This window comes from Desmonostoc muscorum LEGE 12446 (assembly GCF_015207005.2).
GTDB lineage: Bacteria > Cyanobacteriota > Cyanobacteriia > Cyanobacteriales > Nostocaceae > Nostoc > Nostoc muscorum.
In genome coordinates this window covers 456,861-481,777 of sequence record NZ_JADEXS020000002.1, presented here as the reverse complement: position 1 = coordinate 481,777, position 24,917 = coordinate 456,861, and the positions used below count along the sequence as shown (strand labels likewise).

28 protein-coding genes and 4 pseudogenes are annotated in these 24,917 nt (G+C 39.0%); 12 read left to right on the top strand and 20 right to left on the bottom strand.

Going from position 1 to position 24,917, the window contains the following annotated elements; genetic code table 11:
* Positions 1 to 2: 2 nt before the first annotated feature.
* Positions 3 to 1,052 (bottom strand): DUF1822 family protein, encoded by a 1,050-nt coding sequence (locus IQ276_RS38600; RefSeq protein ID WP_193914707.1) that lies wholly within the window; start codon positions 1,050 to 1,052, stop codon positions 3 to 5.
* Positions 1,053 to 1,071: 19 nt separating this feature from the next.
* A complete protein-coding gene (locus tag IQ276_RS38595) occupies positions 1,072 to 1,716 on the bottom strand; it encodes a sigma-70 family RNA polymerase sigma factor (protein ID WP_193914705.1) in 645 nt (214 codons plus the stop codon).
* A gap of 150 nt (positions 1,717 to 1,866) precedes the next feature.
* Here IQ276_RS38595 and IQ276_RS38590 point away from each other — a divergent pair, with 150 nt between their 5' ends.
* The 3 genes from IQ276_RS38590 to IQ276_RS38580 all read left to right on the top strand — a co-directional run bounded on the left by IQ276_RS38590 (position 1,867) and on the right by IQ276_RS38580 (position 5,386).
* The gene (locus IQ276_RS38590) at positions 1,867 to 2,535 is read left to right on the top strand and encodes a helix-turn-helix domain-containing protein (protein ID WP_309245655.1); all 669 of its coding nucleotides are present in this window, start codon (positions 1,867 to 1,869) and stop codon (positions 2,533 to 2,535) included.
* Positions 2,536 to 2,540: 5 nt separating this feature from the next.
* A complete protein-coding gene (locus IQ276_RS38585) occupies positions 2,541 to 4,739 on the top strand; it encodes a peptidase domain-containing ABC transporter (protein WP_193914703.1) in 2,199 nt (732 codons plus the stop codon).
* 206 nt (positions 4,740 to 4,945) lie between these two features.
* Positions 4,946 to 5,386: a transposase gene (locus IQ276_RS38580; RefSeq protein WP_235116490.1), complete on the top strand. Its 441-nt coding sequence runs from the start codon at positions 4,946 to 4,948 to the stop codon at positions 5,384 to 5,386.
* A gap of 4 nt (positions 5,387 to 5,390) precedes the next feature.
* On the opposite strand, the gene IQ276_RS38575 is transcribed toward IQ276_RS38580, so the two are convergent.
* Positions 5,391 to 5,528: a hypothetical protein gene (locus IQ276_RS38575; protein ID WP_190884765.1), complete on the bottom strand. Its 138-nt coding sequence runs from the start codon at positions 5,526 to 5,528 to the stop codon at positions 5,391 to 5,393.
* A gap of 49 nt (positions 5,529 to 5,577) precedes the next feature.
* On the opposite strand from IQ276_RS38575, the gene IQ276_RS38570 reads away from it, so the two are divergent.
* From IQ276_RS38570 to IQ276_RS38545, 6 genes and pseudogenes are all read left to right on the top strand, one after another.
* The gene (locus IQ276_RS38570; protein ID WP_193925714.1) at positions 5,578 to 6,378 is read left to right on the top strand and encodes a hypothetical protein; all 801 of its coding nucleotides are present in this window, start codon (positions 5,578 to 5,580) and stop codon (positions 6,376 to 6,378) included.
* Positions 6,378 to 7,205, top strand: a complete 828-nt coding sequence (locus tag IQ276_RS38565; RefSeq protein WP_193925712.1) for a hypothetical protein — start codon at positions 6,378 to 6,380, stop codon at positions 7,203 to 7,205. Before IQ276_RS38570 ends, IQ276_RS38565 begins: the two co-directional genes overlap by 1 nt.
* Before the next feature lie 25 nt (positions 7,206 to 7,230).
* Positions 7,231 to 8,100 (top strand): transposase, encoded by an 870-nt coding sequence (locus tag IQ276_RS38560; RefSeq protein WP_309245658.1) that lies wholly within the window; start codon positions 7,231 to 7,233, stop codon positions 8,098 to 8,100.
* A gap of 83 nt (positions 8,101 to 8,183) precedes the next feature.
* Positions 8,184 to 8,720: pseudogene (locus IQ276_RS38555) on the top strand (ATP-binding cassette domain-containing protein); the annotation flags it as partial.
* A 46-nt stretch (positions 8,721 to 8,766) separates the two neighbouring features.
* Positions 8,767 to 10,257, top strand: a complete 1,491-nt coding sequence (locus IQ276_RS38550) for a beta-barrel domain-containing protein (protein ID WP_193918912.1) — start codon at positions 8,767 to 8,769, stop codon at positions 10,255 to 10,257.
* A gap of 33 nt (positions 10,258 to 10,290) precedes the next feature.
* A complete protein-coding gene (locus IQ276_RS38545; RefSeq protein ID WP_193918915.1) occupies positions 10,291 to 11,034 on the top strand; it encodes a peptidylprolyl isomerase in 744 nt (247 codons plus the stop codon).
* A 201-nt stretch (positions 11,035 to 11,235) separates the two neighbouring features.
* Here the strand turns inward: IQ276_RS38545 and IQ276_RS38540 are convergent, their stop codons facing one another.
* From IQ276_RS38540 to IQ276_RS38480, 13 genes are all read right to left on the bottom strand, one after another.
* A complete protein-coding gene (locus IQ276_RS38540) occupies positions 11,236 to 12,591 on the bottom strand; it encodes a tetratricopeptide repeat protein (protein WP_193918917.1) in 1,356 nt (451 codons plus the stop codon).
* 180 nt (positions 12,592 to 12,771) lie between these two features.
* Positions 12,772 to 12,960: a hypothetical protein gene (locus tag IQ276_RS38535; RefSeq protein ID WP_193918919.1), complete on the bottom strand. Its 189-nt coding sequence runs from the start codon at positions 12,958 to 12,960 to the stop codon at positions 12,772 to 12,774.
* Between the two features lie 710 nt (positions 12,961 to 13,670).
* Positions 13,671 to 13,811 carry a Nif11-like leader peptide family natural product precursor gene (locus tag IQ276_RS38530; RefSeq protein ID WP_193918922.1) on the bottom strand — a complete coding sequence of 47 codons (141 nt, stop codon included), beginning with the start codon at positions 13,809 to 13,811 and terminating at the stop codon, positions 13,671 to 13,673.
* A gap of 27 nt (positions 13,812 to 13,838) precedes the next feature.
* Positions 13,839 to 14,159 (bottom strand): Nif11-like leader peptide family natural product precursor, encoded by a 321-nt coding sequence (locus IQ276_RS38525; RefSeq protein WP_193918924.1) that lies wholly within the window; start codon positions 14,157 to 14,159, stop codon positions 13,839 to 13,841.
* Between the two features lie 94 nt (positions 14,160 to 14,253).
* Positions 14,254 to 14,658 (bottom strand): nitrogen fixation protein, encoded by a 405-nt coding sequence (locus IQ276_RS38520; protein WP_193918926.1) that lies wholly within the window; start codon positions 14,656 to 14,658, stop codon positions 14,254 to 14,256.
* A gap of 38 nt (positions 14,659 to 14,696) precedes the next feature.
* Positions 14,697 to 14,891: a hypothetical protein gene (locus IQ276_RS38515; protein ID WP_193918928.1), complete on the bottom strand. Its 195-nt coding sequence runs from the start codon at positions 14,889 to 14,891 to the stop codon at positions 14,697 to 14,699.
* A 76-nt stretch (positions 14,892 to 14,967) separates the two neighbouring features.
* The gene (locus tag IQ276_RS38510) at positions 14,968 to 15,165 is read right to left on the bottom strand and encodes a hypothetical protein (protein WP_235116488.1); all 198 of its coding nucleotides are present in this window, start codon (positions 15,163 to 15,165) and stop codon (positions 14,968 to 14,970) included.
* A gap of 167 nt (positions 15,166 to 15,332) precedes the next feature.
* A complete protein-coding gene (locus tag IQ276_RS38505) occupies positions 15,333 to 15,566 on the bottom strand; it encodes a hypothetical protein (protein WP_193918930.1) in 234 nt (77 codons plus the stop codon).
* Positions 15,567 to 15,677: 111 nt separating this feature from the next.
* Entirely contained in the window at positions 15,678 to 15,890 is a 213-nt protein-coding gene (locus IQ276_RS38500; protein WP_193918932.1) for a DUF1496 domain-containing protein, read from the bottom strand.
* Positions 15,891 to 15,924: 34 nt separating this feature from the next.
* Positions 15,925 to 16,158: a hypothetical protein gene (locus tag IQ276_RS38495; RefSeq protein ID WP_193918934.1), complete on the bottom strand. Its 234-nt coding sequence runs from the start codon at positions 16,156 to 16,158 to the stop codon at positions 15,925 to 15,927.
* A gap of 229 nt (positions 16,159 to 16,387) precedes the next feature.
* A complete protein-coding gene (locus IQ276_RS38490; RefSeq protein WP_193918936.1) occupies positions 16,388 to 16,552 on the bottom strand; it encodes a hypothetical protein in 165 nt (54 codons plus the stop codon).
* Between the two features lie 16 nt (positions 16,553 to 16,568).
* Positions 16,569 to 17,834, bottom strand: coding sequence for a nif11-class peptide radical SAM maturase 3 (locus tag IQ276_RS38485; RefSeq protein ID WP_193918938.1), 1,266 nt, complete (start codon positions 17,832 to 17,834; stop codon positions 16,569 to 16,571).
* Positions 17,835 to 17,915: 81 nt separating this feature from the next.
* On the bottom strand, positions 17,916 to 18,038 hold the full coding sequence (locus IQ276_RS38480; protein WP_193918940.1) for a Nif11-like leader peptide family natural product precursor: 123 nt from the start codon (positions 18,036 to 18,038) through the stop codon (positions 17,916 to 17,918).
* A gap of 735 nt (positions 18,039 to 18,773) precedes the next feature.
* On the opposite strand from IQ276_RS38480, the pseudogene IQ276_RS38475 reads away from it, so the two are divergent.
* Positions 18,774 to 19,268, top strand: a pseudogene (locus tag IQ276_RS38475) (IS1634 family transposase); the annotation flags it as partial.
* A gap of 66 nt (positions 19,269 to 19,334) precedes the next feature.
* On the opposite strand, the pseudogene IQ276_RS41210 reads toward IQ276_RS38475, so the two are convergent.
* The 4 genes and pseudogenes from IQ276_RS41210 to IQ276_RS38455 all read right to left on the bottom strand — a co-directional run bounded on the left by IQ276_RS41210 (position 19,335) and on the right by IQ276_RS38455 (position 22,471).
* A pseudogene (locus IQ276_RS41210) lies at positions 19,335 to 19,626 on the bottom strand (hypothetical protein).
* A gap of 5 nt (positions 19,627 to 19,631) precedes the next feature.
* On the bottom strand, positions 19,632 to 20,591 hold the full coding sequence (locus IQ276_RS38465) for a ParM/StbA family protein (protein ID WP_235116487.1): 960 nt from the start codon (positions 20,589 to 20,591) through the stop codon (positions 19,632 to 19,634).
* A 622-nt stretch (positions 20,592 to 21,213) separates the two neighbouring features.
* Positions 21,214 to 21,742 (bottom strand): annotated as a pseudogene (locus IQ276_RS38460) (hypothetical protein).
* Positions 21,743 to 21,793: 51 nt separating this feature from the next.
* Positions 21,794 to 22,471, bottom strand: coding sequence for a hypothetical protein (locus IQ276_RS38455; protein WP_228043283.1), 678 nt, complete (start codon positions 22,469 to 22,471; stop codon positions 21,794 to 21,796).
* Positions 22,472 to 22,764: 293 nt separating this feature from the next.
* Between IQ276_RS38455 and IQ276_RS38450 the strand changes: the two genes are divergently transcribed.
* Positions 22,765 to 23,592, top strand: a complete 828-nt coding sequence (locus IQ276_RS38450; RefSeq protein ID WP_193920018.1) for a ParA family protein — start codon at positions 22,765 to 22,767, stop codon at positions 23,590 to 23,592.
* A complete protein-coding gene (locus tag IQ276_RS38445; RefSeq protein ID WP_193920017.1) occupies positions 23,592 to 24,761 on the top strand; it encodes a ParB/RepB/Spo0J family partition protein in 1,170 nt (389 codons plus the stop codon). Before IQ276_RS38450 ends, IQ276_RS38445 begins: the two co-directional genes overlap by 1 nt.
* Positions 24,762 to 24,917: the final 156 nt, after the last annotated feature.

The window sequence follows — 24,917 nt, the reverse complement described above, 5'->3', positions numbered from 1 at the left end:
ACTTAGACTTTAAAGGTTTCACTTACATGAATATTATCTAAAGTAATGCGGATGCTAAAAGTTTCCCCTCGAATGCATTTCAGATAAGGCAGTTGAATCCAGTTATCATAAGCATGAGAGACAACACTTCTCACAGTTTCTCCCGTTGGCGATAATAACTCTAGATGAATGTTATCAGCTAGATATTTTTCTTCAGGCGAAGCGTGCAATTGAATTTGAATTCCCGTTTTCTCCTCATTTTCTGGAGTAATCGCTATTAATAAAATAAGGGATTGCTTTTTTATCTTGATTCCACTTTCTATCAGTTTAGCTTCTGGAAAATTAGGAATTTTGCCCTCGCTTGACTCTGAGGAAGTTACCAAAACGATTGCTTTAGCTCCCTCAACTACATCAGGTTTATTTAAAGATGAGCGATGTCTAAAACTATAGGCAAAATTTGCTGAGGAAGTTTGTAGGGAATTTTCCACTTTAGTTAATAAATTTTCTAGACTTTGCCAACCTACTGCAAATTTCTGCTCGAACCATTCCTGTAATAACACTACTGGCTGAATTTGACTCAAAGAATCTAACAAATTTTCTAGTGGTTGTAATTGCGCTAAAGGAAACTGCTCGGTTTCGACTGCTTGAACAAATCCTAGTAAGTTAGCTTCAGTTAGTTCTAGATTTAACAAAACAGCTACATAGCCAATTTGATTTGACCAAACTTCGGCAGGAATATCACAAAATTGACTGTTGGGTAATACAGGACGGCATTCAATTTTTCCTTTGTTTTTAACTTCTAGAGCGGCACTTTGTGATAAGGTTTGTACGACGGTAGACTTCGGTATCTCAGTACAATCGTGCGCCTGGATATCAACAAGAGAAGTTCTTACTTCTGTCTCTATTCCTAAACATTGGAAATAATAATTAACAGCATAAATCGCTAAATTATTTAAATAAACTTGCTGGCTTTTTTGGGGTTGAGATTGCTGTTGGGCAATTCGGCGGGCGAATTGATGCGCCAACCGAGTCAGAGAAACTTTAAATAAGCTGCGATCGCGAGTAAAATTCATTAACATTTCTCCCAAAAATTTATTCTGATAAGTACTTAATAATGAGAAGAGCAAACTTATCTAAGCAACGCTGATAAAAACTGCTGAGGGTGACAAGTTTGATTCCCAATTCTTGAGAAAGCTGTGACCAAGAAACTGCTTCAATATTTCTTTTTAAGGCAATATAGCGAAAGTTTGCTTGGGGATTTTTCCCCGTATAAGTCTGCTGAAAAATTCCTTCTGGATCTTCTTTAACGATCTCAATCAATTGTTCGGATAAAGAAGGGGCGAGATTCTCTTCCACCCAATAGCAGGATAGTTGCTCTAACTCATCTAAAGAGAGAATAAGAGCGTCTTTATCGAATTCTTTCCAGTCGCGAACTGCTTCCTTAAACTTCCATTTTAACTGCCCGTTTGCCCATTGAATAACTCTTCCTTTGTCTGGCGTGTAGTCATTGATACGTTGCGTCATGTAATAAAAAAGTCGCTGTAAAGCCTCTGCATAAATCTCTGAATAGTTTCCTTGGAGTTGACGAGGACAGGAAGAGCGATAACTCGCCAATTCCCCCGAATCTTGTATCTCCCGAAACAATTTGGATAAAAAACGATTGCGAGCGAGACTTCCTGACGGATGTTGTTGGGCGGCTAGCGCAAGTTGTTGCAAGAGACAATCGAGTTCGGACATGGTGAAAGTGTGACTACTAACCTGGTCTCATATTCTTCTTAGAACTGTAGAGGTCATTTTATTCAAATTATTCAAAAGCGCAAAATATTAAGTTTTATAACAAAATAATTGTCATTGTAGAAAGTCCTCCTTGAACCAACCAAGAGATCAATGAAGGACATTAAACCGATTGAGCTTACATTTGCAACTTTATGCAAGCTCAATCGGGAAATAACAATCACAATTGTTGAACGCTATATGTTTCATGACTTGGCTAAAACCTCTGGCTGCTTAACTGAATTTCAGCGCAAGCAACTACAAAAAAGTCTTGAAGATGAGAACTTATCTAAACTGCACCGCCAACGCATTTGCATTATGTTGTTAGCGGATGAAGGAAAATCGCAAGCAGAAATTTGTCAGCAGGTGGGGTGTTCTTCCGCTACCGCCAGACATTGGATTTTAGTGGCTGAAAGCGGGATGGCGCATCAATGGAAAAAACGCGCTATCGGTCGTCCGCAGACCATTAACGATTGCTATTTAGAACGGCTCAAAGAATTAGTTAGTCAGACTCCCCGCGATTTGGGCTATCCATTTCATCGCTGGACGGGAGACTGGTTGAGCAAACATTTAGAAAAAGAGTTTCGCATAAAAGTGAGCGATCGCTATATTAACCACCTACTCAAAGAGATGGGATTATCTACTAAACCAAAACCGTCCAAAATCGATGCATCTAGCGATTCAGAACCAGAAACTAGAAGAATTATCATTGAAAATTTGCCATCGAACGCCGTGCTTAATGCTGATGAATTGTGGCAAATCGCTTGCTTCAAACTTGATTGATAAATATGGAAAAACAAATATCTACGGCTTCAATTTCTCCTCAACAACTTGCCAAGATTCTTGGGTACTCTCTTGGCAAAGAAGAATTTTTCAACTGTCTTCCACAAATTCAATTCATCGAACCCAAAGTCGGTAAATTTTGGCAAACGACCGATGCAAAAGCTGGAATTTATCTCATTATTGGTGGTAAAATTCGACTCACCAATTCTGCTAAAGAATTAATTGCCACTCTTAAATCGGGAGAATCTTTTGGTGAGTGTACCTTTTTCCCAGAAGAGAATTTTTTGCCTTATTCAGCTAGGACTTCGCTCAATGCGAAACTCGCTTATCTTTCTCCTCAATTAATCTTTCCCTTACTCACAAAATATCCTCAAATTCGAGAACATTTTTTGGCTCAAGCTCAAAGTTTGAACTCGCTTTTTAATCCTTCATCAATTGACTCAACGCCTGATAAAAAAGAAATCACTCCCATTTTAATTACCCCAAAAGCCTCCAAGGCTCACAAAAAAATTAACCAAGCTTACTTTCCTCAACCCCTTCAACGAGTCAGTCATCTATGGCAACGAATTGTCCGCCGCTATCCCTTTTATCCTCAACTGAGTGCTTCTGATTGTGGGGCGGCTTGTCTAGTCATGATCGCTCTGTTTTGGGGGAAACAGTTGAGTGTCAATCGCATTCGAGATATAGCCAACGTCGATCGCAACGGCGCATCTTTGGCAGGACTGTGTGCGGCAGCAGAAAGTATCGGCTTTGCCACTCGTCCTGTGAAAGCTGAGTTAGCGCAATTAGCCAAACAACAACTTCCCGCGATCGTTCACTGGGAAGGAAAGCACTACATTGTCGTTTATGAGATTACCCCCAAAACGGTTGTTATTGCCGATCCTGCGCTCGGACAAAAAACTCTCAGTCATAGGGAATTTCAAGCAGGTTGGACGGGATACACTTTGTTGTTGCAACCTACTGTCTCATTCAAAGAAGCCAAAGAACATAAGACTCCTTTTTGGCAATTTTTTGAATTACTTAAGCCACATGGATTAGTCATTTTTGAGATATTTATCGCTTCTTTATTCGTGCAAATTTTTGGACTGATTACACCGATTTTTACTCAACTTCTCTTAGATCGAGTGGTGGTGCAGAGATCGGAACTAACCTTGATAGCAGTTGGGTTAGGATTAATTATTTTTGGTCTGTTTCGGGTAGCAATTATCGGGTTGCGGCAATATTTACTCGATCACACGGCTAATAAAATTGATCTGGCTTTAATCGTTGGATTTATCCGCCATACTTTGCGCTTGCCTTTAAGTTTTTTTGAGTCTCGCTATGTGGGAGATATCATCTCAAGAGTACAGGAAAATCGCAAAATCCAAAGATTTTTAACCGGAGAAGCTTTAGCGATTTTACTCGATTTACTGATGGTGTTTGTTTATGTTAGCTTGATGTTTTGGTACTCCTGGAAGATGGCACTATTAGTATTAGCGATCGTACCTCCATTTTTTCTTCTGGCCTTAATTGCCACTCCCTTTCTCAAAAGAATTTCGAGAGAAATATTTAACGAAATCGTCAAGGAACAAAGCTATCTCATTGAAGCGCTGACAGGGATTCGCACGGTTAAATCTACAGCCGTCGAACAGTCAGTTCGCTGGCATTGGGAAGGATTGTTAGGAAAAGAAATCAAAACTCACTTTTCTGGACAACTTATCCAAAATCGTCTGCAAATTTTTAGCAATACTATTGAAACTTTAGCTACGGCTGGGTTGTTATGTTTTGGGGCATATTTAGTCATTCAAAATCAGTTAACTATTGGGCAGTTAGTGGCTTTTAATATGCTGCTTGGTAATGTCATTCGACCTTTTCAGAGAATGGCACTTCTTTGGGAACAGTTGCAGGAGATCATTATTGCGATCGAACGTTTAAACGATGTTCTCGACTACCAACCAGAAGAAGATTTACAGCAAGAAGTTCGCCAATTTTTACCGTCCCTCAAAGGCCGCATTCGCTTTGAAAATGTTACCTTTCGCTATCACGCAGAGACCGATAGTAATATTCTAGAAAATCTCAGTTTTGAGATCGAACCTGGTCAAATGGTTGCTTTAGTTGGACGCAGTGGTTCGGGAAAAACAACTATTTCTAAGCTGATTTTAGGCTTATATCCCCCTACGATTGGAAAAGTGTTAATTGATGGGAAGGATATTACTGGAGTTTAGACTAAAAGCAGGCGATCGCTAAAAAAGTGTGCGTGTTTTTTTGGTATACATTTTAACTTCTGGAGTTGAGACTATCAAGAAGAGCGATCGTTAACTCGATAAAAGATGTGTTGTTGGTATAAAATTTTGGGAAGGGCAGTCTGTGGTTAACACAGACGCCCTTCAGTGGAAGATGAGATTTGAACCACTAATTCTCATCTGCCAATATGAAAAGTGCCTTACTAAAAGAATTTCGTCAAGCAGCGTACAGCTATTTAGGTAGAGCGCATGATGCAACTTTTGAACTGATGGATGCAATATTACTGACGCGGAATGCCTACAGTTTGGCAGATTTATCGCTATCGCCAGTATTTAGAAGAAAGTGGCCAAGTATTTATGAAGCGTTACAAGATAGCAGACCACAGCGACAAAAATTGATGCAGTTATACATCAAACAGATGCCACAACAGGGTCGTCCGTTGTTGGCAGGCGACCACACTGCCTGGTCGCGCCCGGATGCGGTAACTCTTATTGAGAGGACAATTGAACACACCAGTGTTACCATAACCGGAAACAAACCAATTACCGTTGGTCAGGGATATAGTACCATTGCTTGGATACCAGAGGATTCTGGCAGTTGGGCGTTACCGTTGAGGCATGAGCCCTAGCTATCTAGTTGGTATACAAAGCAGGTAAGCTGAGGAAAGCACCTAGCAGCAGTAAAAAATTAGTGATAGTAAAGTTGCCTCGCCATCGCCCAGAACGAAAATTCAGTAACATCAAACGAATAATTTTAGAATGTTCGCTCATCGAATGTGTGCATTGTGGTAAAGAGTTAGTTCTACGTAGACCAAGGCACATGCGTAAAACCATTCAAACAATGGATGGTGCAGTGTTTGTGGCAGGTAAAAGTAAAGAATGTACCAATCCCAATTGCACACATTTTGGTAAACATTACTACGCTACTGGGGTGCTAAAGTACAGTCTGCCTTACAGTACCTACGGGCTAGACGTGCTGGCATTTATTGGTTGGCAACATGAACATGAGCATCAACAGTTGGTAGAAATTCAACGCTCATTAAACCAGCGCGGTGTTGAAATTAACGAAAGCAATGTGGGCAAGTTATACGGTCAATTTTTGGCACTGTTGGGTGGAACGATTGCACATACGGCTGAGAAGTTAGCTGCGACAGCGATTGAACATGGTGGTTTGATTTGGGCAATTGATGCCTTACAGCCAGAGGGTCATGGGACTTTGTTGTATGTGTTATACGAGGTATTAAGTGGCACACCAGTTAGTGCAATTCAATTGCCACAGGCACAAGCACAACGGTTAATTGAGTGGCTGCAACCATATAAGGAGTTGCCGTACACAGTGCTGGCAACATTATCAGATGGGGAATCAGCAATCATCGCGGCAATAAATTCAACTTGGACAGATGTACCACATCAACGTTGTCAGGCACACTTCCTAAGTAATTTGAGTGAATCTGTGCTGCCATTAGATACAAAGCTCCGACAGCAATTAAAGGCAGATTTAGACGGGCTGCCAAAAGTTCCTGATTACTCTGAAAGACCCCAAAAACCAAGCTCCGAACAGCAGCTAGATAGTACCCCCCTTTTTCAGTCATCCCCTATTTGTCACGAGACGCAGAATTAATGGCAGTGGAAGCTCAAATTCGTGCGGCGATTCGGGATTGTGTCAATCGCACAAGTCGCAAACCGTTTAGTTGGGGTGGTTTAATGGGCTACCAGCAACTATTAGCTATTGGAGAAGTACTACGTAGTTTACCATACCGGGAAATTGATACAGATTATTTATCTCTGTTATCAGTATGGGTGGACCTTGCCTTAAGTAATAATCGTTCAGTCGCGTCTGACTTGTCAGAGGCGCACCAATGGTTGCGACGAATTGCTAATTGTTTGCGCTATCCTAATAATTCTGACCGTACCTCAGATGATGTAATCGATATTACAGAGACTGCCCAAATCCCTTTAACAAGCTTTCAAGTTCGGCGTGAGATGGAAGAGTTATTACAGATGTTTCAACCTGACCATCAACAAAATCCGGCACAGTTTGCTCTCAAAAAAAAGTTACAACGTTTATGGGATAAATACAGTACTGACTTATTACACTGCTATGATATCCCTGGTTTGCCACCAGATAACCTGAAAATCGAGTCTTTATTTAGTCATTTGCGTCGCCATCAGCGACGTATTAGTGGACGCAAATCAACTGTTGAATTACGTGATTTGGGCCAATATCAAGTTCTATTTGTAGCTCAAAACGAAAAACAGTTACTTCAACAAATTCGGGAAGTACCTATAGCTGAGTATAAAACTCAACGTCGTAGATTAGCGATCGCACAAGCTCCTCGCCAACAAAAACGTCGCCTTCATCGTAATCCAGTTAGCACAATACAATCTTTGGTCAATCAACATCAGGGACTTCTCACTGTGCTTGAGTTTCAAGCTCTTAAATACTAATTAGACAGCCAGGGGGCATGAGCGAATTACCAGTTGGGAAAATCCGATACAAAAGGCAACGTGGCAATTACAGCAAGTGTGTGAACATTTACCAACTAGACCAATTACAGTTTGGGATAGTGAGTATGGCTGCGCCCCTTTTGTGTTGAAGACGACTAATATCAAAGCGGACATTCTGGTACGTTTGCGTTCAAATCTTTGTTTATGGGGCGCACCACCACCATATTCTGGTAAAGGGCGACCCAGGAAACATGGTGATAAATTTAAACTCAATGATCCTTCTACATGGAGTGAAGCCAATGAGAGTATAGAAGTCAACCATCCTAAACTGGGACGGGTGAAGGTGAGCTTGTGGAAAAATTTACACTTTCGTCAAACGGCGACACGCCCAATGTCGCTGATTCGAGTTGAGCGTCTAGATGCAGAAGGCAACCTACGTATATCAAAACCTTTGTGGTTGGCTTGGGTAGGAGAGGAAATGCTTCCACTATCTCAAGTTTGGCAACTCTACCTCCGACGTTTTACTGTTGACCACTGGTATCGTTTTTTGAAGCAACGCTTGCACTGGACATTGCCTAAGTTGAGTAGTCCCAAGCAATCTGAGCATTGGAGTGACCTCATGCCTCTGATGACTTGGGAATTGTGGTTGGCTCGTGATATCGTTGCTGATAACCCTTTACCTTGGCAAAAATCATTAGACAATTTGACTCCTGGGAGAGTTGCTCAAGCGATGGGGAGTATTTTTGCGGTGATTGGTACTCCTGCCCGTTCGCCTAAACCTCGCGGAAAGTCTCCAGGCTGGAAACCAGGAAAACCACGACAACGTAGAATTCGCTATCCGATAGTCAAAAAAACTACAACTAAGCCTCGCAAAAAGCATCCAGAATCTGCTTAGTACCCTAGATTTTCATCTCTGAAGCCTGTTTCTTTTCAACTCAGCGTTGCTGGGTCGTTTCTTGTTGCTTAGTCTAAACTCCAGATATTACCAGTCTTTCTCTAAGTTCATTCAGACAGCAAATTGGAGTCGTAGATCAAGATACTTTTTTGTTTGGAGCAACTATCAGAGAAAATATCAGTTTAGGAAATCCTTCTGCGAATCTTGATGAGGTAATTGAAGCAGCGAAATTAGCGGGAGCGCACGAATTTATTGATCGCTTACCAATGGGGTATGAAACCCAAATCGGGGAAGGAGGAGGACTATTATCGGGCGGACAAAGGCAAAGAATCGCGATCGCCCGTGCTTTATTAGGAAATCCTCGCCTATTAATTTTAGATGAAGCAACCTCCCATTTAGATACTGAATCGGAGCGGATTATTCAGACTAATCTCAATACTATTCTCAGAAATAGAACGACTTTAGTTATCGCTCATCGTCTCTCAACAATTCGTAAAGCCGATCTGATTTTAGTTCTTGATAAAGGTGTGTTAGTCGAAAGTGGCACTCACAAACAACTAATGTCAAAACGAGGGCATTACTTCTACCTCAATCAACAACAATTAGATATAGCTGCTTGACATTTAAAGTAGAGTAAAAGAAATAGATTGACTTTCTCAACAAGTTATGACTAATACTTTGAACGAAAAAAAAACTCAAACTCAAGAGAATTATATCTCTAAGCAACGAGATGATTGGTCTAATATAACTCAAGAGCTTTTAGACAGTTTACCCCGTGTTTGGACGAGAGGATTGCTCTACTTTTTAGTTATCTTTGTGAGCATTGTTTTACCTTGGGCAATGTTATCCAAAGTTGATGAAACTGGAACGGCAAGAGGAAGAATAGAACCCCAAGGAAAAACTGTAAGACTGGATGCTCCCGTATCGGGAACAGTGACAAAAATTCAGGTCAAAGAAGGAGATTTTGTTAAAGCAGGACAAACTTTACTGGAATTAGACTCTGAGTTAGTTGGTGCAGAACTTAAACAGCAGAAAAATAAACTAGAAGGACAACAAAATCGCTTACATCAACTAAGTTTACTTTTGAATCAACTACAGTTTGCTCTCGAAATTCAACAGCAACAAAATCAATCTCAAGCATTGGAGAAGCAAGCACAAGTTAAGCAAATTAAACAGAAATTAGATTCATTAAATAGTGCTTATAACTTACAAAAAGAGGAAAAAATAGCCCAAGTTAATCAAGCTAAAAAAACTCTTGAACACAGTCAAACTACAGCCAATTTAGACCAAATTCGTTTAGGAACTGCTCAAAAAGAGTTAAATCGCTATCAAAATGCTCTTAAAGAAGAAATTGTCTCAGAAATTCAATTAGTTGAAAGAGAAGATTTCGTTCAAGAGAGAATCAGGATACTAGAGCAAACTAAGTCAGATTTAGAACAAGCAAAGTTGCGTCTAGGGGAGCAAAAAAGTAGTTATGCTCGCACTCTTAAACAAGCTAACTCGGATATTCAACAAGCTCAGTTGCAATTAAAAGAACAAGAAAATAGCTATCAAAGTTTGCTTCGTTCTGGTAAATTAGCAAAACTAAAAATTCAAGAACAATTTAAAAACTTAGAGACAGAAATGACAACATTAAAAGCTGAAATTGCTCAGAGTCAAAATCTGATTAAGTCTCTAGAGTTTCAGTTGAATCAACGAATTGTCAAAGCGAACATAGAAGGTAAAATTTTTCAACTCTCTATTAATCGTCCTGGTGCAGTTGTCCAACCAGGAAACGCGATCGCAGAAATCGCTCCCAAAGGAACAGCTTTAATCCTCAGAGCAAAAATTGAAAGTGGAGAGAGTGGTTCTTTACAGAAAGGAATGTCCGTCAAAATTAAATTTGACGCTTATCCCTTTCAAGAATATGGCATCGTTGAAGGGCGTTTAATCAAGATTTCACCAACGACTTATGAAATGGAAGTAGCTGGGGGTAAAACGTTAGTTTATGACTTAGATATTGAGCTAAATCGTACTTGTATTCAAACACAAAAAGATTGTATTAACCTGCGCCCTGGTGAGACAGCCACCGCAGAAGTTATTGTGCGCCAGCGTCGGCTAATTGATTTTGTTTTAGACCCGTTTAAGAAGTTAGAAAAAGAAGGGTTTAGATTGTAGATTCAAGTTGAATTTAAGAGAGCGATCGCATCCATGAAAATCACATCTGAAGATATTCTCAAGCAAGTAAAATTTTCGAGTAAGTTTCCTGAAATACTCACAGGAATTATCACTCGCAAAATAGTTTTAGACACTGCTGAAGAATTAGGAATTCAAGTTGAGATTGAAGAACTCCAGAAAGCAGCAGATAGCTTTCGCTTAGCAAACAAACTGGAAAATGCCAATGAGACTTATCAATGGTTAGAAAAGCATCAGTTATCAATCGATGAATTTGAAGAAATGCTTCACTATGGGATTGTCTCTAGCAAGTTAACCTCTCATCTGTTTGCCGATAAAGTTGAGCCATATTTTTATGAGCATCAGTTAGATTATATGGCTGTCGTAATGTATGAGGTTATCTTGGATGATGAAGATTTAGCAATGGAACTATTTTATGCAATTAAAGAAAGAGAAATAAGTTTTTATGAAGTAGCACATCAATACATTCAAGATACGGATTTAAGACAAAAGTTAGGATATCAAGGAGTCTTGTATCGCCAGGATTTAAAACCAGAAATTTCGGCGGCGGTTTTTGCTGCAACTCCACCACAAGTTTTAACTCCGATTGAAACTGCTAGGGGATTTCATTTGATTTGGGTAGAAGAGATTATTCAACCTAGCTTAGACTCTAAGTTAGCCAATCAAATTGGTGGTAATTTATTTAATGAATGGCTAAAACAACAAAAGGAGTCAACTATACCTAACACAACACAACTCTTTAATTCCCCTCAAGGATAAACTGAATGGTTGGCAGGGAGAGAAACATCTCAAGAGGTGATACCATTTTAAATTTTAGATTTTGGATTTTGGATTGTGAAACATTTATTATATAAGCGTTTCAGCTTTCCATCTGTCGCATTTTTTTTAAATTGGTATGAATTTGTTGGCGATCGCCTGAAATCTCAATTTGAAGACTGTTAAGCTAGATCGCCTATGTATTTATATTTGAGCCAATGCTTTTTCTCCTGCTATTTTTAGTTCGGAAGATGCTTCAGAGATGTAAGAGGTTCTGGATTGATTGGCAATGTTTTTTTGCTGTTCTTGTAATTGGAGCAAACGCATATCGCTCCAATTCACAAGTGCTAAGTTACCTAAACGAGGAGCTAAATTGTTCAATTTATCTACGGCTGAAATAGCAAGTTCATCCATTTGCACTGAAGCTAGATAGCAATCACAAGCAATATCTATATCACCCATTTTCTCATGGCACTGACCAGCCATAAACCAAGCGATCGCCGTTCCAGGTGGCCCTAGTCTGGTAGCTGAACGATACATTTTGGCAGCTTCTTCAAATTTACTTTGCTTGATTAAAATTTCCCCTAGTTGAAGGCGATAACGAGAATATAAAGGCTCCATTTCTACCATTTGTCTTGCTCTTTCTTCTGCTAGATCAATATCGCCTAACCATAATGCTTCTTTAGTGCGACTCTCAAAGACAGTTGTCAAATTTTCACGGGCAGCAATGTTTTCTATCTCATTCCTAGATTCATGGGTTAACTCTTCTGCAAGAGATTGACATAGATTCATTTCTCGAACGACTGCTTCTTTATCTTTCTGCAAGAGAGGAACAAAAACAACTGCACGATGGTAAACGCTTCTCAAACGTTTGTAGTTAAAATCATCTAGTGAAGGTTGTAGATTCTCTAGTGCTTGAGCGGCTGTAATTCCCCAATAATTGGTAGCATTTAAATTTCCAAATCTCTTGCCAAACAACGCTACTAGCTGAAGAGAAGCACCAAACCGAGTGCTACTACCTAAAGGAGCATAATTGGCAATTGTTTCTAATTCTTGCAGATTGTCTAGAGTACCAGCATCAGGCTGTAACATTAAATTTGACATTGCACGATTATAAGCAAGGTGTGCTTGCATTGTGCTGTCAGAAATCTGTGCATTAGACATTTTGGGTATATATTCTAGAACAGCTTCATGAAGACACAAACCAGATAGAAGAGCTATAACTCGAAGCTGAGTAATGGGTAAAAGTTCTTGATAATGAGTTAAGTAATCGCACAGCACGTTCCATCGCTCAGTTCTCAATTCATCTGGAAGTTGGAGTGGGTTACTAACTTGATACTGAAATAAGCCAAATTCACGGATTAATGACTGTCGAAATGAAATAGGGTGGATAAGAGTAACAGGGTTAGTAATTGAACGATGAGTAATTGAGATATCTTTAACAAGGTTACGATAACTGTAATCTATTCCATAAACGTGCCAAGAACTATGACTGCAAGGACTTAGATCGAGATAAGGACGATTAATCCAAGTAGTCAATAAATTGTCTAGTAAAGTCATAAATTTTCTTCCTAATATAAAATTGTTACAGTAGCGTTCAGGAATTCAAAGAAGATAGTTCAATAATATTCTTTGCTTAGGAGTTCTACAGTAGCAATTGTCAATTGATTTAACAGTGCTACTGTAGAGACGCTAAGTAATTTGTTAAAAACAAGTGCTTAATTTTATGCTACTTGAGCATTAAGCTCCACCATAAAGGTCTCCCGGAGGCGGCTGACATGGTGACCATTCAGGAGTAATTGTTCGTCCTCCACGCAAAGTTTTGAAAGCAATAATTCCTTCTGAATTGCCTTTTTCAGACTCATCTTTTAGATTGAGTATTTCTGCTGATTTTGCAGGATTTAGTTCACTAATTTTGATGTTAGCCATTTGGAATTTTCTCCTGAATAAAATAGTTATTGATTCGAGAAACTAAAATTGCTAAATATTTAGTTTCTTGGTTCTATTTTTTCTGATTACTATATAAAAAACAATATTTTTGAGCATATACATTGGTTATAAAAGTAATTATTATTTCTCTAATATAAGTTCTCCAAGCTGTCCAATTTATTTTAATAACAGAAATTGGATTTCAAGAATAATTAAAATAGATATAGCCGTAGTCACATAGGTTAGGACAAGTGTTGATTCCTCAAAGCTTTGAAACAAGCAGGTTTATACTCAGCACTCAGCACTTTGCTATAATTCTAAGTAGAAGCACAAGAAAAAATTAAAATATTAATTTCTTAAAATACTTTTAATACCATACTGGAGATCCCAATTATAAACAGATTATTATTTTTACAATAACCAAAAATAAATATTAACTATAGAGACAATTACTAAAAAAAGGATGAACATTGTCCATCCTTTTAGAACTCTATATATGTCTTAATAATCTTGGCGACTCTATACTTCACAGACTTGCAAATCGCTATATTAACTCAGGCTGTCATTGGCTCAGAAGGCTCAGGAACAGGAGTGCCATATATAGGTTGAATACATCCTCCAAAAACTCCTGCTAATTCAAGACTATCTAACTCTCTTAACTCATTTGAATCATCCCTTAGTTCCAACAATTTAGCTATTTCATATTCCACCTATTGCTTAGTAAAAACAAAGCCGAAATTTGACACAATACTAAGCCATTCATTTTGATTTTTAGCAGTGTTTAGTTGGCAGCGAAATTCGTAATTATTAGCCAAGTGTTTGCAAAAATTTTTAATATTTTCAGCAGACATTATTTTCTCCTTTATAGGAAGAAATAATTAAAAAGCTTGGATATTTCCAATCCACTCAAGGGGTGAATGACCGTATGGTGGCAATGGTTCTGCTCCTGTAGTGAATAAGTATGCACCACCAAAAACTGCTTTAAGTTCTTTCTCATTCATTTCCCGAAGCTCGTCTGAAGTATTTAATCGTAACAACTGGGACGTATACTTTTCAAATTCTTGCTCGGTAAAATCATAACCAGCATCTTTAACAACTTGACTGCATTCAACTTTACTTTTAGTGCCTTGAAGTTGCTTATAAAAAGCTTCGTCAGCAGCCAGTCTTTCGTAAAACGCTTTGACATGTTCAAGAGCCATAATCATCTCCTCGATCTTTTCAAGGCTGTGAGGCTTTTAACTAATTGTTATCGGAGCTTTGATGTGTGCAACTGGCAAGATACAAAGAAAATCTTTATTTAGTAGTATCGACAGAAGTAATCGGTCGATCTGTGACGACTTGAGGACAGCGCACACAGGCGGCTTTGCCTTCTTGCTGATACCAACGGCAACTAGAGCGTATATGGCAAGGAGGAAGCGTTTCTGCAACTGTTGGCAAGGTTTCCACGACTCGTTGAACCAGGCGACAGTTAGCACCATCGAAATGTATACAACCACTACCCATACAGGTTGCTGCAAATCGGAAAACTTCTGTAGGCTTTACAGGTTCAGCCAAAGCTAGAAGCTCTTCTGTGACTTGCTTAGGCTTTTGAAAATGGACAAAGTGAGGTTCATCAACAGTGCCAACCATAACACCCAAGGCTATGCTGTTTGGCATATCAGGCTGGGCACTGGGACATAATGGTAGAGGATTGTTCATGTTTGCGTATTCTAAATCTAAATACTACTGCGCTATATCTAGATATCTAGAGTAGGACGCCTACCATCTGTTGCAAAGATTAATGTCACAGCGGAGCCACCTCCTACTACTTTGCGGGTATCAATCGCTCTCGTAACGGCAGCCTTAACCAAATCATGTTCTTGAGGATTGAGCAACTTCAGGGAATCGTTATCATTTTCAGAGTTCAAATCAGAAACTTGAATAATTGGCATGGAAGCTCCAAAATTTGACGACTAAAAAAAGAAATGATTGACAAGTCAACACATAGGAATGAAATGATTAATCTCCTTAGGATTCAAATCTCTTTCCACCTCTTGTTTCAAGCTCAAAATTATTTAACGATCCACCTAATATTTTGCGAGTATCGATCGCTCGTGAAGTTGCAGACTTAATCAAATTTATTTCTTCCAAATTCAGTGATTGTCTATGATGTGGTAACATCGATTGATTTGTAGGATATAAATCAGATATATAAATGTTAGACATTTGCTATTTCCTCAAAATTTTATTGGAAAGATGTACTCAGAAGTAGAGCCATCATTTTGACTAGAACAAGCGATGCTTAGCGGCTGTTTTAGGGGTAATAAGCTCGTAAGACTGTAGATTGAAAATTGAAGAAGTCTATTATTAAATGCAATCTTGGCTTGAGTGCGTCACGCCCCAGTATAATCAGAATCAGAGCCGCCTGTACCCCAAGGTAATCCCTCACCTGAGTAAATTACATTAGTTAGCACTCGATTACCGTCAGCATCGATAATAATATCAGCATCATTCTCTGATATTAATGCTCCACCTCGAATATTTTGCATTTTCTCCTCTGATAGTTTTTGAATAGGTAAAGATTCAAAATTATCGATATTTAGATTGGTAATTGAAATGTTAGCCATTGGAATTACTCTCCTTTTTTAAAGGTTGTGTTGATTTAGCGATCGCTGAATCAATGAGTTTTAAATTGGGCGATCGCCAGAATTTGCTTGATTTAATTCACAACAAACAATCTATTTACTTGAAACTTTTTGCCAACTACCATCTTCTTGACATTTGTAAACACCATCTGCTTGTGTAACTGTAGCGCCTTGTGTAGATGGTTGACCTTGATATACACAGGTAGCTACCCCACCTCTTATTGCTTTTTGTTCATCTTCAGATAAATCGAGCAATTGCTCATCTAAATTTAATAACTCAAGTTCGTGATTTTTGACGTTATTCATGAAAATTATTCTCCTTTATCTGCTAAAAGCTATTTCATCTGGGTTCACCAGTTCCAAAAGCAACAATACTATAGAGATTTCCTTCAGTATCATAGGCTTCGTAAACGCCGTTATCCCAGAATATTGCACTGCCATCATCCCAGATGTAGTAACCAGATTCACTTTCACCGCCGAATACCTTTTCTATCTCATTAGGCAACAAGGTTTTGGGACTTGATGAAAAGTCTTGATTTGCGAGATTCAAGTCAATAACTTTGATATTAGCCATTTCTAAATGTCCTCCAAAAATAAAAAATTAAAAATTCCTATTTATTTTTTCTAGGAAAAGGTAAGTAGATCGACACAAATAAAACTAACTCGTTAGGGTCGTCATTGCTCATTGGTAAGGGTTTCAAGCCTATTTACGTTTTGTAACTCGTGTTCTGTTTATTCTCGCCGACTTACTTATTCCGCACAAGGAAACTAATATAGCTGTGTCTCAAACTACCTCGTAATAATTAACTCCTTACCACACCCGCTTCTTGTTCAATCAAATCCAAAACTTTTTTCGCTCTAAATAAGGTTCTCAAATAAGCTAATTGACTATTCCAAGCTGATCGCGGTAATAAAGGCTCTTGAGACTCGCTTTGAGCTTGAGAATTAATAGCTGAATTTTCAGACATAAATTACTCCTGATTTTTAATGATTTATCCCCACCAAAGATCGGGTCAACTCTGTCTCCTCCCGCCAACTATCCGGCCATTGAATACGAGAAGCAGAAAACTGAAGTGGCTCATTCTCTGGCAAAGGTGCATCAATAGCTTCTTCAACTAAAACAAACTTCCCATTATCAAACGGCACTCCTGCGGCGGGTTGCTCCAAATAAAATCGCTCTCGAATGCCCCGTTTTGCCTGAGTCAAAGCGCGATGGTGACAGTAGGGATTATTTCCTCTGCGGTCAAAAAAGACATGAGCCGTCCAACTACAGCCCCCGCGACAGAGTTGAGCAAATTCGCAGGTTTTACAGAACCCCCACAAATGCTCCGTCCCCTTGGGAGTATCTGCCCCCAGATTGAACCGCAACTCTTCTGTTTCCTCAATGATGGTTCCCAGAGAGCGATCGCGAATATTTCCTCCTGTATAAGCAGCAGTCGGTAACGATGGACACCCCTTAATTGCCCCATCTGCTTCAATTCCTAACGCCGCTAGTCCCGCCGTGCATCCTTGCCAAAATGACCAAGCATCCCCGCCACGCAAGAACCTTTCATAAGGCCCGTAATACCCGATATTATTTCCTGGTTGTACCTTTACTCCCTCTTGGTTCGCCCGTTGGACAATGCGAGCAATCATCGGATAAATATCTAGCAGTTCGTAAGGTTGCACTAGGATCTCGTTATTGTCGGCTGCATTCCCCATTGGTACAGTTAACTGAATCTGCCAAGCAAACACTCCTGCATCGCGGATGTATTCGTAGATTTGGGGAAATTCTCGGGCAGAAAGGCGGTTGATTTGCGTATTGCAACCGAAGGGAATGCCGACTTCTTTAAGATGGCTCATGGTTTTAAATGCCCATTGCCAAGATCCCTTTTTCCCCCGCAAGCGATCGTGTGTTTCTTCTAACCCATCTACCGAGACAGACACTACTCTAATCCCAGCTTCTTTCATTTTTCGAGCAGTATCTAAATTGATGCCATAGCCCCCAGTCGTCATCCCGCAGATCATCCCCACTTGAGTAATTGCTTGGGCAATCTCTAGCCAGTCGGAACGGAGAAAGGCTTCACCACCGATGAGGGTGACTTCTTTGATCCCAACTTCTGCGAGCTGTTGGACGAGGTTTAAGGCTTCTGAGGTGGTGAGTTCTTTAGCGCGGGTGTGACCTGCTCGTGAGCCACAATGCTGACAGGCGAGGTTACACTTAAGGGTAATTTCCCAGACAGCATAACTAATGCGGCGATATTCGCTCATTAAATCATCCTTAATTACTGTATGAAAAGCCCGAATAGATTATTTTTTATTAAGCTGACATCTAAGCGTAAAAGTAACTACTCAAAAATTAGGAGGTGGCGGAGGAGATCCATCTTTTTTGCTTTTCACTTCTTGTATTTGAGTTCGGAAAAGTTCATTAGTTGCTAATCGTTGATAAAATGCTTTAATTTGTTCGAGAGACACGATTTCTTCCTAGTTTTATTCAATTAGTAATGTTGCCAATTAAATATCGTTAGTATCCTGCTGGTACAGATTTCTGGGTTGATTTTAATTTATTGAAAATTGCAAAAAGCACAATCAAAGTCGTTTTTACCAGCGATTGATAACTTAGTTGTTTAGTTGTTTTCTTAAGAATATCAATAATCACAAAAATAATCACACTAAAAGTTACAGGTAATTGCAAACATTATTTCTTCGATTTACCTAGATTGACTCTTCGATATTTTTAGACTAAGCCAGATTAGTATAATAACAAATAAAAATAGGTGAGTTCGACCTAAATTTTCATAATTTTTCAGAAAAAATTAAAACAGTTATTTCTCAGAGGATCTTTTAAAAGTAGGGGACTACGGGAGCAACGCGATTTGGTGAGGTCGCATAAAAAACGTGCAATCGCTAAAAACCAGATGCTATGTACTGATTTTATTTATTACATTTATCTCTAGTATTCTTGCTTAAGACAAGTGGTTTTTTGATTCTAAGAGATAAAACTCACATTCCGCACTTCATTTTGTAGAACAAACATGAGTATAATAAATAGCAAAAAGAGCTTACATATAAACACATGGTTAAGTGAGTAATAAATATAGACAGTAGTATAAAAAGTGCCAAAAAATGGAAATTCATGAGGTATTGACAATAAATTCAGGAGCAAAAATGAGATGCAGGAGCCTGAATTAAATAAAAATACCCAAAGATATGAATTACCAAAAAGAAGAGTTTGAGAGTAAAAACTTAGATCACTTGGGAATAATAGCAGGAATAATAGATGAGATAGAAATAGTAGAAAAACTCAATGAGATATTCTTAATCGATAGTAGAGAGAAAGTTAATACAGGAGAAGTAGTCAAAGCAATCATTCTTAACGGACTAGGTTTTGTGTCGAGGCCATTATATTTATTTTCTCAATTTTTTGAAGATAAAGCAATAGAGCATTTATTGGGTTCAGGGATTAAAGCAGAGGATTTAAATGATGACAAAATAGGCAGAATAATGGATAAGCTGTACAAATATGGATTAACAAAATTTTTCCTAATAATTGCTTTAGAAGTAGTAAAAAAATATGGAGTATCAACTAAATATTCCCATTTAGATTCAAGCTCCTTACATTTGCACGGAGAGTATAATAATTGCCTAAATAATGGAGAGAAAGAATTAGGGATAAACCGAGAAAATCCAGCAGGACTTACGCAACTGGCACAGGCGATCGCTAAATTTTACTTGACTTATGCACTATAGAAGCAGCAGTCCCATACTTCCCTACAACTCAAAATCAAGAGTGAAGGTTTGGTCATCAGAATCCTCTTGGTTTTCGATAGTAGATGGCTCTTGAGTCATTGAAGTAAGTTTGTTATGTTCAGTATTAATAGGAGTGAAAGCTACTTGTTGAGTGGGAAATGCACCCTATATGATAAGCAAAATAACAATCAATGATAAAGTAAAGCGTCTCTAGGTAACTTTTACCTAGTTGCTGTGATTCGGCAAATATCCGCTCACGGTAGCTATCTTTGATCCGAACCTTTTCCGGTGCTAAGTCTTGTTTATCTGTCATTATGATCACTTTAGAGATGTAGTTGTTGGATTCTTGCTGGTAATGGTTTTTGCCATTTCTAAAAGCCCAAAGACATTGGCTTCCACCGGGTTGTCCAGGATTTTGAAGCCATTCTTTTCTAACAATTTTTTAAATCCTGGTAACAGACAGCCTCCACCAATCGCCCAGATTTCATCCCCTTGGTGTTTGGCATCAAGCGTGAGATTCACCACTTTCTTCAAGTATTTTTCATACCAATCTTTTAAAGAAGTACTGTATATATCTTTAATATCGATGTCACGGCTGTATCGGGTATGCCCCATTTCCAAACAAAATCGGATTTTGGATGGGTCTCCGATTTTTCCGCCATTTAAATGTTTCATTTTTTGGGAAATATCATCGATGAGAACTTCTACACCGATGGGGTAGGCGGTGTGAACTTCTCGTTGACCCCGGTTGTAACGAGAATACAGGGTTGTTCCATTGCCAAAGTCTAAAATGGTTAATTTTTTTGGCAGTGGATGCCCAAATAATGCACCCATACCCTCTAGTACAACTTTCAGCACTTCGATCTTCACGTCTGATTGTTTGCCAGCAAGTATTGGCTGATATTCTCCGTTTAGTACTTTTTGCAATTCGTCAGCTAGAGCAACATCATGTAAGCTAACGACTAATTTTAAATGCCAAGCCTTACGGTGTGGCAAATGTGCCAATGCACCCAATAAAGTCAACAATGCGTTGTTGACTTTGTTTTCATTATTATCGGTATTCCGGTCAAAATAATTTCCTGTCCGGTAAGCAGACTCTCCAACTGTATAAGCACTACCGTTAAAAACTACACGTCCTGGTACATCTTCCATCTCGGCATTGGTTATATAGCTGGGGACACGAACTACTTCAAAGCCATCGACTAAAAGTTTGAGACTTCCGTAACCGTTATCGAAACCCGCAGGAAAAATTTTTTGTAAGGTGTGAATGTTTGACATCTGCTCCAAGTAATACACTTTAAGAAAGTGAAAATTATCTGTTCAAGTGATCTGCAAGAGCAAGAGAAAGAAGAATAAAATAACTTCACCTTCTTTTCCTAATCTCAAGAGTTTATCATAACCTCTTGGGGGCTAAGTGGGGTACAAAATGTTAATTAGTCAAATATACCCCATTTAGCACCTATATATACCCTATATAGGGGTCAAAATATCCCAAAAGTCCTGAGATATTGTTGGGGTATATATAGCCCCCATATAGCCCCCAATAGGATTTTTTGAAATCTTTTTTATCAACGCAGCAGAAATTAAATTAGATCATTTTTGACTCTTTGATTTATACTTTACTGTCAATAAGATTGTTGAAAAGCAATTCAGTCTTTCACTCTAACTTCTTGCTGAATACGTAACGAGTGGGTCACTACTTGCTTACAGGTTCAGCTTTCTCAACTGAATTATCGAACAGAATTCAGGAGTCAGGAGTCAGAATTCAGCAATGTTTTTTGACCGAAAAAGCGGATAGCGCAGCGTTAGCGAGTACTCGAGCGTCTGAATAATCGGGTTTAAAACCCCCACCAAATCTATGATTTGGTGGTGCAACAATTCAGTCGCGCGTCTGAATCCCCTACTGATTGATTCTGACTCCTGAATTCTGACTTCTGAATTCTTCTTCAACATTCACACCCAAAGTCAATTCCAAAGGAGTTCTTTCTGGGTAAGCTTTTACCACTTGTCGATAAACTTCATAGTTAGTAGGTAGCGTGTTCTGAGAATTACCCACTCCATAGGTCAGGAAAGAACTTTACATCTTTCACTAGTTCAGGTTTGCTTGCCTCTTCTGGAGATTTTTTGCGTTGTTCAACTTCATCAACACTTGGCCGCGGAGGTAAAGTAGGCCACCATAGCCCTCGATCATCTGGGCCAATTACTTCTCCCGGTGGTTTTACTCCATTTCGATTCAGCACCGAAGTAGTAGCAAAGGTTTCAATGCGGGGTCGTGGTTCACTGGTTAGGTTATTCGCATACAAAACGAGCCAGGAGTAACTGGTGAGTGCTGTAGCTTCATACTGTTCAGCAGTAGTAGTGCTGCAACTAGTTAGTGTCAGTGCCGTTAGTGCAGTTATTATTGAGGGTAAAAATCTCAGCTTTTGCATTATCAATCGTAAATATCTCTTACTAATCACTCTTGAGGAGGGAGTGTGCCATCATTGCTGCCAAGGTGAAGGTATCGCCGTAATCGAAAGCACTTCCCTTGCTTGCAGCCTAATGGCTGTTTGCTCACAGTTAGGGCATTTTACCTTTGTGAAAATCACTGAAGGTCGTCCTTTGTACTCGCCCATTAAGGGATCTCCTGTGTACTCGCTGATTATCCCCTGCAAGCAGTGATAGCACTCGAATATCACACGCCCTACCTCCGAATTGCAATCCAGGAATTGCATGTGCTGACAGGGTGATGGCGGTAATTCTGGTTCTTCGGGGCGGTCTTGAAAGGGTATATAAGGTTTGGTTGCTCGTGGTGAATCTATTTTTTTCTTGTTGCGCTTGCCAGTCACGTGCGGCTTAACTTTTGGCGGTTCTAGGGGTTTTTCCTCGACAGGGGCATGGTCAGGCTGTTGGCCAGTTGTGAGTTCTTTCGGCAACTTGTCATCAGCCGGGGTAGGGCTAAATAGCTCTTGTTTCTCTGTTGGTTTAGATGCACTCTCGGTTGACTGAGCTACTGTTTTTGGAACTGCATAAATAGCAGGTGTTTCCGCTACATCTTGGTATGGTTCTACTTGAGCATCACTGTTGGTCAATTCCTGCACTTCTAGTTGTTTAGCCGCAGGGACGTGCTTAATCAATTTTGGTTGTTGTGGCTTGGGTGGTCGCTTAGTAGATTCCATGCTCATTGGAGTCAAAGTTTTTGACAGACTATTTTTAATGTAACTATAACTATCCTTATTGCCTCTGTTTTTTAAGGCAACTTGTAGATGCCATATATAGTATTCTTTTAAAACTCAACCTCTACAGTCATTGATGACCTTGCATAAATCGGCTAATATTTAGTGCAACATTAAAAAAAAATTAGATAAATTACACTAAGATCCTGCATGGAGTGACATTACTCCATGCAGGATCTTAGAATTTTCTCAAAAAGTGGAGTAACGTTACTCCATAAGCCTTTAGTTTTTGAGCTATGAAAAAGAAAGCAGTTAAAAGAAAAATTAGATTAGATGTTAAATCCAATGCTGGTGGAACTGGAAAAACAACTTTAGTAACACATTTAGCGTACATCCTTGGCAAAAAAGGTTACTCAGTCACAGTTATTGAACTAGACCCATTAGGTTCTCTTAAAATCTTTACGGGGGCTTTTTCAAAAACTGAAGATCCTCCCCCTGAAAAAACCCTAGCGTCTGTTTTCAGAGATGATTTCAAAGGCAATTACCCTTTGTTCCCTATTTGGGAAAACAAAATCCATAATGTCAATGTTATTTTAGGCGGCGCTCCGTTAGAAGAAAGTATTCATAAAATTTACTCTCATTCCAGAAAATATTACCTGCTTCATGATCGTTTAGAAGACTATCCGCTTGAATCTGACATTATTATTCTGGATAACCCAGGTGGTCTGGAACCTATGGGTCTAGTAGCTTTAGCCGCAGCGACAGACATATTGGTTGTAATGCAGCTAGAATATAAAGCTTTGTATGGTTCAGCAGGTTTAATTAATTGGTTTTATGACAAGATCAACGAGTTACGACTACGACCAGAGCCTAAAATATTAGGATTTGTACCGTCACAAGTAAATATAAAGAAAGTAGCCGCCCATCGAAACATTGGAGAAGAAATCCCTAATCAGTTACAAGAGCTTGGGATTTCATGTTTTCCGCCAATTAGAGAATCAAACCAATTTATTAATGCGAGTGGAGTAGGGCAACCCATTCATTTATTTGCACCTGCTTGTGAAGCTATTAAAGACTTTGACCCCATCGTTGCCAAAATTATAGAGCTAATGAGTCAGGACTAATGCTAAAACCAGATATTTCTAATGCGTTTGCAAATGCAGGACAATCACAAAAAATTCATCATTTAACTAAACGAGTTGAGGAACTCGAAGCTGAAATTAATCAACTTCGAGCCGTGGAAGTTGATAGTGAAGAAAAAATTGTTCTAGAAGCCCGTATTCAAGAGCTAGTTACAGAATTAGCTGACAAACAAGGAGTTTCAGAAGTTCCAATTAACTTGATTGATCGAAATCCTCGCCAACCCAGGCAAACTTTTACTAAAGCCAGTATAAAGGGAATGGCTGAACTCCTTAAAAAGCAAGGACAACATACTCCTGTAATTCTCATTCCTCTATCTAATGGTAGATACTTATTATTTGATGGAGAAAGACGATGGCGAGCAGCACCTGAAATTGGATGGAAAACACTAAAAGCTGTATATATAATTACTGAAATTGAAGCAAATGACCGCGAACTTCATCGACAAGCTCTTTCAACAACTTTGCATAGAGAGGATCTTAATGCCCTTGACTTAGCAGAATCTTTGATTCAACAAATTATCTATGACTATCCTGAGTTGTCAGAACAGAAAGATTCCATACCACGCTTACTTAACGCCGCAATGAGCCGATTAGAGCGTAACCGTAAAAATTTAGAACTGTCCGATATCCGATTAGCTTCTCCAGAAACTCAAAGGCAGTGGCTAGAAACTGTTGATTTCAAAAGTGCTGAAGAACAAAAAATATTTAATGTAATTTTAGCATTACAGCTTAACCCTACCTCTATTGACACTAATATTTTCCCTTTACTCAAATTATCAAAGGATTTAAAAAATGCTATTCGAGAGGAAGGGTTAGAGAGCAGCAAAGCTAAAGAATTGAATAAGCTATCTGCTACTCAACTAAAAATCAATGAAACTCAAGCTCGCAAAGTAAGAATCCAACTAACTGAGAAGGTTATTCAAGAGAAACTTTCTTTAAGTCAAACAAAAGCTTTAGTAAAAGAGATATTAGAAAAGCACAAATCCTCTGAAAACACAACTAACCAAAATAGTAAGGTTATTAAAACAGTTAAAACTATAGGCGCTCTTGAGCTTGAAGGATTAGCCTATAATCAGCTTAAAGAAATTCGTCAGGCTCTAGAAAGTAAGTTAAAAGAAATTGATCAAAAAATGAAGGGCGCAAGCTCCTAAATTCTATTGATGTAGAGAAGACGGAACTCAGAATATTTCAACTAGAAGCAAAAAGTTGGGTACAAGCAATATGAGCCACTAAATGCTTGAGAGAACAACTGTCCATAGTTCTCACTGCCAGAAAGGATGCTATTGTAGTCCAACGTCTTGTTTTGC